Origin of the sequence: Bradyrhizobium sp. (assembly GCF_016462955.1) — a bacterium.
Taxonomy (GTDB): domain Bacteria; phylum Pseudomonadota; class Alphaproteobacteria; order Rhizobiales; family Xanthobacteraceae; genus Bradyrhizobium.
On sequence record NZ_JAEMSD010000031.1, the window covers coordinates 1,234 to 11,299 of the forward strand.

At 64.3% G+C, this 10,066-nt stretch carries 11 protein-coding genes; 9 read left to right on the forward strand and 2 right to left on the reverse strand.

Features of this window, described 5'->3' with window-relative positions; genetic code table 11:
• The 7 genes from JHD07_RS05760 to ilvC all read left to right on the forward strand — a co-directional run.
• Positions 1-1,013 (forward strand): thiamine pyrophosphate-dependent enzyme (locus JHD07_RS05760; protein ID WP_291619924.1); only part of this gene is annotated, 1,013 nt, incomplete at its 5' end.
• A gap of 4 nt (positions 1,014-1,017) precedes the next feature.
• Positions 1,018-1,989 carry a threonine dehydratase gene (locus JHD07_RS05765; RefSeq protein ID WP_291619926.1) on the forward strand — a complete coding sequence of 324 codons (972 nt, stop codon included), beginning with the start codon at positions 1,018-1,020 and terminating at the stop codon, positions 1,987-1,989.
• 23 nt (positions 1,990-2,012) lie between these two features.
• On the forward strand, positions 2,013-2,555 hold the full coding sequence (gene ilvN, locus JHD07_RS05770) for an acetolactate synthase small subunit (RefSeq protein ID WP_291619928.1): 543 nt from the start codon (positions 2,013-2,015) through the stop codon (positions 2,553-2,555).
• 3 nt (positions 2,556-2,558) lie between these two features.
• Positions 2,559-3,254 (forward strand): class I SAM-dependent methyltransferase, encoded by a 696-nt coding sequence (locus JHD07_RS05775; protein ID WP_291619930.1) that lies wholly within the window; start codon positions 2,559-2,561, stop codon positions 3,252-3,254.
• A 158-nt stretch (positions 3,255-3,412) separates the two neighbouring features.
• Complete coding sequence (locus tag JHD07_RS05780) at positions 3,413-4,288, forward strand: EamA family transporter (RefSeq protein WP_291619932.1); 876 nt, start codon at positions 3,413-3,415, stop codon at positions 4,286-4,288.
• A 7-nt stretch (positions 4,289-4,295) separates the two neighbouring features.
• On the forward strand, positions 4,296-4,898 hold the full coding sequence (locus tag JHD07_RS05785) for a LysE family transporter (RefSeq protein ID WP_291619934.1): 603 nt from the start codon (positions 4,296-4,298) through the stop codon (positions 4,896-4,898).
• 133 nt (positions 4,899-5,031) lie between these two features.
• Positions 5,032-6,051 carry a ketol-acid reductoisomerase gene (gene ilvC / locus JHD07_RS05790; protein WP_100180635.1) on the forward strand — a complete coding sequence of 340 codons (1,020 nt, stop codon included), beginning with the start codon at positions 5,032-5,034 and terminating at the stop codon, positions 6,049-6,051.
• A gap of 272 nt (positions 6,052-6,323) precedes the next feature.
• Here ilvC and JHD07_RS05795 read toward each other — a convergent pair whose 3' ends face one another.
• Positions 6,324-6,944: a hypothetical protein gene (locus tag JHD07_RS05795; RefSeq protein WP_291619939.1), complete on the reverse strand. Its 621-nt coding sequence runs from the start codon at positions 6,942-6,944 to the stop codon at positions 6,324-6,326.
• Here JHD07_RS05795 and JHD07_RS05800 point away from each other — a divergent pair.
• A complete protein-coding gene (locus tag JHD07_RS05800) occupies positions 6,943-7,698 on the forward strand; it encodes a TetR/AcrR family transcriptional regulator (protein WP_291619941.1) in 756 nt (251 codons plus the stop codon). The two genes, JHD07_RS05795 and JHD07_RS05800, sit on opposite strands and share 2 nt — an antisense overlap.
• Positions 7,699-7,906: 208 nt before the next feature.
• Complete coding sequence (locus JHD07_RS05805; RefSeq protein ID WP_291619979.1) at positions 7,907-9,619, forward strand: LTA synthase family protein; 1,713 nt, start codon at positions 7,907-7,909, stop codon at positions 9,617-9,619.
• A 129-nt stretch (positions 9,620-9,748) separates the two neighbouring features.
• Here the strand turns inward: JHD07_RS05805 and JHD07_RS05810 are convergent.
• On the reverse strand, positions 9,749-10,066 hold a 318-nt coding region (locus JHD07_RS05810; protein ID WP_291619943.1), incomplete at its 5' end, for a glycine betaine ABC transporter substrate-binding protein.

Sequence of the window (10,066 nt, forward strand, 5' to 3'; positions counted from 1 at the left end):
ATCCGGCGTCGGGCAAGAACTGGCTCGGCATGCTCGGCATGCACGGCACCTACGAGGCCAACATGACGATGCATGATTGCGACGTCATGCTGTGCGTCGGCGCGCGCTTCGACGACCGCATCACCGGCCGCGTGGATGCGTTCTCTCCGGGCTCGAAGAAGATCCATATCGACATCGATCCGTCCTCGATCAACAAGAACATCCGGGTCGACGTGCCGATCATCGGCGATTGCGGCAACGTCCTCGGCGACATCCTCCAGGTGTTCAAGGCCGAGGCGAAGAAGCCCGACATCAAGTCGTGGTGGCAGCAGATCGCGCAATGGCGCGCCCGCAACTCGCTCTACTACAAGAAGAGCAACGACGTGATCCTGCCGCAGCACGCGATCCAGAGCCTGTTCGAGGCGACGCGCGGCAAGGATACCTACATCACGACCGAGGTCGGCCAGCATCAGATGTGGGCGGCGCAGTTCTACGGCTTCGAGGAGCCGCATCGCTGGATGACATCGGGCGGTCTCGGCACCATGGGCTACGGCCTGCCGGCCGCGGTCGGCGTGCAGGTGGCCCATCCCGACAGCCTCGTCATCGACATCGCGGGCGACGCCTCGGTGCAGATGACGATGCAGGAGATGTCGACGGCGGTGCAGTACGAGCTGCCGATCAAGATCTTCATCCTGAACAACCAGTACATGGGCATGGTGCGCCAATGGCAGCAGCTGCTGCACGGCAACCGGCTGTCGCATTCCTATTCGGAAGCGTTGCCGGATTTCGTCAAGCTTGCGGAGGCCTACGGCGCGGTCGGCCTCCAGGTGCACAAGCCCGCCGATCTCGACGGCGCCATCAAGGAGATGATCTCGGTCAAGCGTCCGGTGCTGTTCGACTGCCGCGTCGCAGCGCTCGAAAACTGCTTCCCGATGATCCCCTCCGGCAAGGCGCATAACGAGATGCTGTTGCCGGAACAGGCGAACGACGAGGCGACCGCGAAGGCGTTCGCGGGCGGCAAGGCGCTGGTGTGAGGCCATGTTCGACCTGAGGGAGCTCGAGCGCGCACATGCGATCGTGGGGCAGGCGGTGCCGGCAACGCCGGCGCATGCCTGGCCGTTGCTCGCAGGTCGGCTCGGCACCGAGGTCGTGGTCAAGCACGAGAACCACACGCCGATCGGCGCCTTCAAGGTACGCGGCGGCCTCGTCTATCTCGAAAGGCTGAAGCGCGAGCGGCCGAAGATCTCGGGGATCATCTCGGCGACGCGCGGCAATCACGGTCAGAGCCTTGCCTTTGCCGCGAGCCGGCACGGCGTGCCCGCGGTGATCTATGTGCCGCGCGGCAACTCGGTCGAGAAGAACCGCGCGATGAAGGCCTTTGGTGCCGAACTCGTCGAACACGGCGAGGACTTTCAGGCGGCGCGCGAGGAAGCCGAACGCCGTGCGCAGTTCGCCGGGCTCCACATGGTGCCCTCGTTCCACCCGGATCTCGTTCTTGGCGTTGCGACCTACGCTCTCGAACTGTTCCGCGCAGTGTCCTACCTCGATATCCTCTATGTGCCGATCGGGCAGGGCTCCGGCATCTGCGGCTGCATCATGGCGCGCGACCTGCTCGGCCTGAAGACCGAGATCGTCGGCGTGCAGTCGACGGAAGCGCCGTCCTATGCGCTGTCGTTCGCGGCCGGAAACATCGTGACGACCGAGACCAGCAACACGCGCGCCGACGGCATGGCGACGCGCATCCCCGACCGGGATGCATTCGCGCTGATCCGCAAGGGCGCCTCGCGCATCGTAGAGGTCACCGACGACGAGGTCGCCGCCGCGATCCGCGCCTACTGGACCGATACGCATAATCTCGCCGAAGGCGCCGGCGCAGCCGCGCTGGCCGCGGCGCTGCAGGAAAAGAGCGAGCTGAAGGGCAAGCGCGTCGGTCTCGTGCTTTCCGGGGGCAATATCGATTTCGATCTGTTCCGCCGTTGGGTCGGGACGGACGCGCCGGCGATGGTGTGACGAAGAGACAAGAGGGGACGACAATGAACCAGCCCGCATCCGCCTATTTCATCGAGGATCGCCACGATCCCAACGAGACGCATACGCTTGCCGTGCTCGTACAGAACGAGCCCGGCGTGCTCGCCCGCGTCATCGGCCTGTTCTCGGGCCGCGGCTACAACATCGAAAGCCTTACGGTCTCGGAGACCGAGGCCCAGAAGCATCTGTCGCGCATCACCATCGTCACCACGTGCACGCCGATGGTGATCGCGCAGATCAAGAACCAGCTCGACCGCATGATCCCGGTCTACCAGGTCGTTGACATGACCCAGACCCGCCGCTCGATCGAGCGCGAACTGGCCATGGTCAAGGTACGCGGGCAGGGCGAGCATCGGGTCGAGGCGCTCAGGCTGGCGGATGCGTTCCGCGCCCGGGTGATCGACGCCACCACAGAGAGCTTTGTGTTCGAGATCACAGGCAATACCGACAAGATCAATCAATTTATCGACCTGATGCGCCCGCTCGGCCTTGTCGAGGTGTCGCGCACGGGTGTTGCCGCGATCGGTCGCGGGCCTGAAGGGATGTGAGCCATGCTGGCGCGCGACTGGTACTACAACGAGCGGAACCGGATGGGGATCGAGCCCGCTGTGGCCTCGATCTACGACGCCCACGACGATGCCGACATGCGGGCGCGCGCCGCTCTGAAAATGCTCGGTGTCCAGCGCGGCTGGCGCATCGCCGACATCGGGTGCGGCAACGGCGTGCTCGCAACCGAAGCGGCGCTGATGGGCGCCGACGTCGATGCCATCGACATTTCGCCGGCCATGCTGGCGCTAGCCGAGATCTATGCCCGGGACCGCAAGGCTCCCGTGCGCACGCAATCGGCCGGGCTGCTCAGCTTCGCCTATCGGCCCGAGTCCTACGATCTCATCGTCAGCGAGTTCACGCTGCACCATCTGCCGGATTTCTGGAAGGCGGTGGCGATGTCGCGGATTTTTCGCGCGCTCAAGCCCGGAGCGACGTTTTATCTCCGCGACATTGTTTACTCATCGATGCCCGACGCGATCGAGCGTGACGTCGAGCAATGGGCCGACTTCCAGATCAAGAACCACAATTTCTCCCGCGAGGGCGTGGTGACCCACATGCGCGACGAATATTCCACCTTCGGCTGGGTGATGGAGCGGATGCTGGCCGACGTCGGCTTCACACTGGTCTCGGCCGATTACCACGCACCAATGCACGGCACGTATCTGCTGCGGAAACCAAAGGCCGGCGAGCAAGGCTAGAGCTGTGAGAGCAAGCCGCAACGCCATTGTCGCTGCGCTCCCTCCCCCGCTCGCGGGGGAGGGTGTTTCGCCAACAAGGGCTCCCCCGGAGGAGAAGACCCTCACCCGGCGCTTCGCGCCGACCTCTCCCGCAAGCGGGAGAGGTTAGGGAGTTCGGAATGAAGCCGGCGGACATCTTCATCGCCGTGATGGTGGCGATCATCTGGGGGCTTGCGTTCGTGGCAAGCCGGATCGCGCTCGACGAGCTTTCGCCGGAGCTGATGACGGCGTTGCGCTTTACCATCGCCGCTGTGCCGTGCCTGTTCATTCCCAAGCCGAAGATCGCCTGGTCACTGCTGATCGCGATCAGCTTCACGCTGTTCCTCGGTCAGTTCCTGTCCCAGGCCTATGGCATCGCTCACGGCGTGCCGGTGGGCTTGACCTCCGTCGTCGTGCAGAGCCAGGCGCTGTTCACGATCGGTTTTGCCTCGACCCTATTCGGCGAACGTCCCACGCCGGTGCAGACGCTCGGTATCGTAATCGCCGCTGCCGGGTTGCTGATGATCTGCGGAACGGTCGGCTACGACTTCAGCGTTAGCGCCTTCGCGGTGCTGATGATCTCGCCGATCAGCTTTGCGGTTGGCAATCTCTTGCTGCGCCAGGCACGCGGCGTGCCGATGTTCGATCTTTTCGCCTGGCTGTGCCTCAGCGCCGCCGTGCCGCTGTTCGCGCTGGCGCTGATCGCCGACGGGCCCGCGCCGACCTGGACATCGCTGACGCAGATATCGCTCACGACGGCGCTCTGCATGCTGATGCTCGGCGGCATCTCCACCAGCATCGCCTACTGGCTCTGGGGCCGTCTGCTGCGCGACTATCCCGCCGCGCAAGTGGTGCCGTTCGCGCTGCTGGTGCCGTTCGTCGGCTCGGCGGCGTCCAGCATCGTGTTCGGCGAACGGTTCGGCCCGCTGCGCCTCGCCGGCATGCTGACCGTGATCTTTGGGATCGCCGTGATGGTACTGGCGAAGCGCCCGCAAGTTCTGCCGAAGACCGCGTGAGGTGATCATGACCTCCTCGCTGTTCTACGCCTTCCTCGTCTTCATGGTCGTGATGTACTTCACGCCAGGGCCGAACAACATCATGCTGCTGTCCTCCGGCCTGACCTATGGCTTCCGTCGCACCATCCCGCATATCGCCGGGATCGTGCTCGGCTTCGCCTTCATGGTCGCCGCGGTCGGCCTCGGGTTCGGCACCGTCTTCCTGGCCTATCCGATCCTGCAGACTCTCCTGAAATATGCCGGTGCCGCCTATCTGATCTGCCTGGCCGCCGTGATCGCGATGTCCGCTCCGGCCAAGTCGGGCGAGGAGAAGGCCCGCGGCCCGATGACCTTCTGGGGCGCGGCGATGTTCCAGTGGATCAACGCCAAGGGCTGGGTGATCGTGATCGGCACCATCACCGCCTATGCTGCGATTGCCCAATTCCCGTTCAACATTGCCGTCCAGACCGTGATCAGCCTCATGGTCGGCACGGTCTCGACCGTGGTCTGGGCGCTGTTCGGCACTGCACTGCGGCCGGTCCTGACCTCCGAGCGGCTGGTGCGCGCCTTCAATGTCCTGATGGCGATCCTGCTGCTTGCCTCCCTCTACCCCGTTTTCATGGATGCATGATGTCGCGGATTTCCATGCAGAAACGGGTTTCCCTCAGGGCTGAAAATGCTCTAGACAGCCCCCGAAATCCGCAAATTTCACCCTTCGGACACTGACCATTGGCCGATTTCGGCCCTGAACGAGGAAACGACCTATGCGTGTTTATTACGATCGCGACGCCGACCTGAACCTGATCAAGGGCAAGAAGGTCGCCATCGTCGGCTATGGCAGCCAGGGCCATGCCCATGCGCTCAACCTCAAGGACTCCGGCGTCAAGGACGTTGCCATTGCGCTGCGCAAGGATTCGGGCTCGGTGAAGAAAGCGGAGGCCGCCGGCTTCAAGGTGATGGAAGTCGCCGAAGCCGCTAAATGGGCCGACCTCGTCATGATGCTGACCCCGGACGAGCTCCAGGGCGACATCTATCGCGAGCACCTGCACGACAACATGAAGAAGGGCGCCGCTCTCGTGTTCGCGCACGGCCTCAACGTCCACTTCAACCTGCTCGACCCGCGCGCCGACCTCGACGTGCTGATGATCGCGCCGAAGGGCCCCGGCCACACCGTGCGTTCGGAGTATCAGCGCGGCGGCGGCGTGCCTTGCTTGATCGCGATCGCCAAGGACGTCTCGGGCAACGCCCATGATCTCGGCCTGTCCTACGCTTCGGCGGTCGGCGGCGGCCGAGCCGGCATCATCGAGACCACGTTCAAGGAAGAGTGCGAGACCGACCTGTTCGGCGAGCAGGTGGTGCTCTGCGGCGGCCTGGTCGAACTGATCAAGGGCGGCTACGAGACCCTGGTCGAAGCCGGCTACGCGCCGGAGATGGCCTATTTCGAGTGCCTGCACGAAGTGAAGCTGATCGTCGACCTGATCTATGAAGGCGGCATCGCCAACATGAACTACTCGATCTCCAACACCGCCGAGTACGGCGAGTACGTCACCGGCCCGCGCATCATCACCGACGAGACCAAGAAGGAGATGCGCAAGGTCCTGGCCGACATCCAGGGCGGCAAGTTCGCGCGCGACTGGATGCTCGAGAACAAGGTCAACCAGACCTCGTTCAAGGCGACCCGTGCCAAGCTCGCCGCGCACCCGATCGAGGAAGTCGGCGCCAAGCTGCGCGACATGATGCCCTGGATCAAGAAGGGCGCGCTGGTCGACAAGAGCAAGAACTGACGGCTGCGCCGTCATTCCGGGGGCGCGAAGCGCAACCCGGAATCCAGAGGTTGCGGATCGAGATTTCCGGGTTCGCGTTAGCGCGCGCCCCGGAATGACGAGCGAAATCCAAGCTTCGCTCGCCAAGCCAAATCTTAGGCCTTGGCGATATGGTCGAGCGAGATCGCAAACAGCGGTCTCGCTTTTTTCATCTCGGCAAGACATTGCTCTCTCATTCTTTCCGCGACCTGAAGCAGTTGAGCGGCCTGGCTCCTGCCAAGTAGAGCGTCGTTTCAGCCCGCCGGGACGGTCTGCCCGCCCGGATGGCGGGCCATCGCAATCATGCGCAGCGCCATCACGATGAGCAGTGGAAGCAGGAAGGCGGCATAGAGCGGCATCGCCGGCACGCGCTTGCCGAACGACACCATGAACTGGAACCAAAGATAATAGCCGCCGACAAGATGCAGCGTGCGCCAGGCGCGCGGCCCGATCAGCGCAGCCGTGCGGTCGAGCGACGTCGCGCTCATGGCGATAATGAATCCATAGCCGATGCCGCCGAAAATATACGAAGCCGCCGAAGTGGCTTCCGCGAAGCTCGCCGGGTCCATATTGGCAAAGGCGACAATGGCGGCTGCATGGATTGCGTGGGAGCCCGCAAAGCTCAAGCCCAGATAGCGGCGGTTGCGGCGCAGCCATCGCGTCCCGGCACTGGGCCACAGCCGCGCCAGCGCCGCGGCGCTGAAGGCGAGGCAGAATAGCAGCAGCGAGCTTCGCGCTGTGAAACGGATCACCATGCGAACGCCCTCGACCTCGAAGTGCCGCATCGAGGCGATCCAGAGGCTCAGGGCGACCAGGCTGCATGTAAGGACGGCGAGCAGCCGCCAGCCTTCGAGCCAGCTTCGATGTTGCGGCATGACGATCCTCCCTCTTAATGTAATCGGTGATTACATTCGCGGCGGTCAGATCGTCAACAGTGTAATCAGTGATTACATTCACGTTCGGGTGATGCTAGAAGGCGCTATGCCCACCCGCCAGACGTCCAAGCCGCGTTCCCGCCGAACCGCCGAAGCCCGGCCATATCACCACGGCAACCTTCGCCGCGTGTTGATCGACGCTGCCTTGCAGCTAGCGACGGAAGGTGCCGAGGTTTCGGTCCGTGAGGCGGCCCGCCGGGCGGCGGTCTCGCCAGGGGCTCCGTTCCGGCACTTTCCGAACCGCGAGGCCTTGATGGCCGCAGTGGCGGAGGAGGCGCAGCGGCGCTTCCGCGCCGAGATCGAGGCGGCGCTGCGCGAGGCGCCCGCATCGCCGCTCGACAGATTCCGCGCCTATGGCCTGGCCTACCTGCGCTGGGCCATGCGCAATCCCGCCCACTTCGAGATCATCTCGACCGGCCGCTATTTCGCCCATGGTAGCTCCGAGGAGCTGACGCGCGACAACGCCGAGCTGATCGGGCTGTCGGAACAGATGCTGGCCGATGCGGCGGCGCAGGGCCTGCTGCGGCCAGCCGATTTGAAGCGCATCCAGATCGCCGGTCGCGCCTTGGTCTACGGTTTCGCCCGGATGAATCTCGATGGCCACTTTCCGCGCTGGAGCGTCGAGGCGAGCGAGATCGAGCGGATGGCCGAAGGGGTGATCGACCTGTTCATCGCGGGGATCGCCAAGCCCTGACGCGCTCCGCGCGCCCTGTCTGCCAGCCGATCGTCTCTCGTCCGCAATGGGCGAAGGTCGGATCATGGCGCGCATTGCCTGTCATTGACCCTTCCGTTACAGTTTTATGACACGGTGCAGGCTTCCGGCTGCGCCGGGCGCCGCTAGCCGGAATGAGGGTCGGCAGGCGGCTAGGCATTACCTCTCCGGACAGAGTTGCGTGTCGTCGATGGCGCCCGCGCCCAATCCAGGTCCTTCTGCCGCGACCGCCGTGTTGGCGAGCGTCGCCGCGCTCGGCATCTGGCGGCTGCTCGCCGTTGCTGCGCCGCACCTTGCCGCCCTCGCCCTGATGTACGAGACCGAGAACGATTTCGGCTCGCGCCTCTCCTTCGCGCTCGCCTGGGGCATTCTCAACTTCTTCTGGCTCACGCTGCTGCGCCGGCCGGCGCTGTCGGGCGCGCTGTCCCTGACCATGGTCGTGGTGCTGATGCTGCTGTCGCGGCTCAAGCACGACGTCGTGCAGATGACGGCCAACTTCATCGACCTGATGATGATCGACCGCGACACCGTCGCATACCTGTTCACGATCTTCCCGAATTTGCGCTGGTCGGTGATCCTGGCTGGCCTCTTCACCCTGCCGCTGATGTATGCGCTGTGGTGGCTCGATCCGTTCCGCATCCGCCGCCTGCCGGCGCTCGCCTGCAAGCTCGCCTGTCTCGCAGCCCTCGCAGGCTATTCGCTCTATCACCCGGACGAAGCCTGGCGCGGCTATTACGACGACGGCTATCTGTCGAAATTCTTCCGCTCCGGCGTGAGCTCGGTCTCCGACTTCGTGCAATACGGCTTCATGGAGTCGGCCGCCGCGAGCAGTGAGCAGCTCAACGTGCCGCTGGTCGATTCCTGCCATCCCGCCGGCCGGCGGCCAAACATCATCATGATCCATGATGAATCCTCCTTCGACATTCGCGCCGCCCGGGGCATCAAGGTGCCGCAAGGCTATGGCAGTCACTTCAAGTCCTGGGACGGCAAGCAGCGCACGTTCCTGGCCGAGAGCAATGGCGGGCCGAGCTGGTTCACCGAATACAACGTGCTTGCGGGCCTCTCGTCGCGCTCGTTCGGCCGCTTCGCCTATTTCGTGACGCGCATCGCCTCGAACCGCGTCGAGCGCGGCCTGCCGCTCAGCTTGCGCCGCTGCGGCTACGATACCCTCTCGCTCTATCCCGCCCACGGCGGCTTCATGGGCGCGCGCAGCTTCCAGATGACGACCGGAATCGAGCGCTTCCTGGACTCGAAGGACCTCGGCGCCAAGGATGTCGAACCGGATAGCTTCTTCTACGACAAGGCGCTCCAGCTGATCGGCCAGCAGCCGCCGAACAAGCCGCTGTTCACCTTCATCTATCTCGGCGCCAATCACTTCCCCTGGGAGACGCGCTTCCGCCCCGACCTGCTACCGAACTGGCGCGCGCCGGGCAATTTGCCATCGATCGACGAATATCTGCGCCGGCAGGCGATGAGCGCGGAGCAGTACAAGGCCTTCATCGCGGGCCTGAAGAAGAAGTTCCCCGGCGAGCCCTTCCTGATCGTGCGCTACGGCGATCACCAGCCGGAATTCGCGCCCAACCTGCTCGAGCCCGGGCTCGACGACGGCGCTCTCGGCAAGAAGCTCGATGCCTACGATCCCCGTCTCTACGCCACCTATTACGCGATCGACGCCCTCAATTTCGAGCCGGTGAAGAGCGAGGCCGTGATGGACACGATCGACGGCCCCTATCTGCCGCTGGTCATCCAGGAGGCTGCCGGCATCCCACTGGATCCCTCGTTCGCCGAGCAGAAGGAGATCATGCTCCGCTGCAAGGGTATCTTCTACGGCTGCAAGGACGGCGCCGAAGCGCGGCGATTGAATCGGCTGCTGATCGACGCGGGGATAATCAGGGGGTTATAGCCCCGATCGCTGAGTAGGGCGGACAAGGTAGGGTGGGCAAAGCGAAGCGTGCCCACCTCCCCGTTCGTGCGTCCGGAGGTGGTGGCCACGGCGCTTGCGCGCCTTTGCCCAGATCACGAAGGTCTCGACCTATCGCCCGCCGATCTTCCCCCACAGCCATTTCGCCACCGCATCCGGCGATGAGTTCGCATCGTTGCCGCTGGCGCGCAGGTTCGCCTCGCGCATGGTGGCGATGTCGATCTTGCCGAGCAATGGCCTCAGCGCTGCCTGGAGCTGCTCGTCCCCGGCGCGCTTCGGCGCCAGCAGCAGGATGGCGTCGTAAGGCGGGATGGCGTGTCTGGGATCGTCGAGTGCAACGAGATCGTACTTCGCGATCAAGCCGTCGCTGGTGTAGCCGGCGATCACGTCGACCTCGCCGGTGGCGGCGGCTGCATACATGAAATCCGG

Bases quoted from the DNA above. Each gene is read 5' to 3' on its own strand.
- JHD07_RS05765 (WP_291619926.1), top strand. From the start codon at position 1,018: ATGTTCGACCTGAGGGAGCTCGAGCGCGCACATGCGATCGTGGGGCAG.
- ilvN (WP_291619928.1), top strand. From the start codon at position 2,013: ATGAACCAGCCCGCATCCGCCTATTTCATCGAGGATCGCCACGATCCC.
- JHD07_RS05775 (WP_291619930.1), top strand. From the start codon at position 2,559: ATGCTGGCGCGCGACTGGTACTACAACGAGCGGAACCGGATGGGGATC.
- JHD07_RS05780 (WP_291619932.1), top strand. From the start codon at position 3,413: ATGAAGCCGGCGGACATCTTCATCGCCGTGATGGTGGCGATCATCTGG.
- JHD07_RS05785 (WP_291619934.1), top strand. From the start codon at position 4,296: ATGACCTCCTCGCTGTTCTACGCCTTCCTCGTCTTCATGGTCGTGATG.
- ilvC (WP_100180635.1), top strand. From the start codon at position 5,032: ATGCGTGTTTATTACGATCGCGACGCCGACCTGAACCTGATCAAGGGC.
- JHD07_RS05800 (WP_291619941.1), top strand. From the start codon at position 6,943: ATGACGATCCTCCCTCTTAATGTAATCGGTGATTACATTCGCGGCGGT.
- JHD07_RS05795 (WP_291619939.1), bottom strand. From the start codon at position 6,944: ATGCCGCAACATCGAAGCTGGCTCGAAGGCTGGCGGCTGCTCGCCGTC.
- JHD07_RS05805 (WP_291619979.1), top strand. From the start codon at position 7,907: ATGGCGCCCGCGCCCAATCCAGGTCCTTCTGCCGCGACCGCCGTGTTG.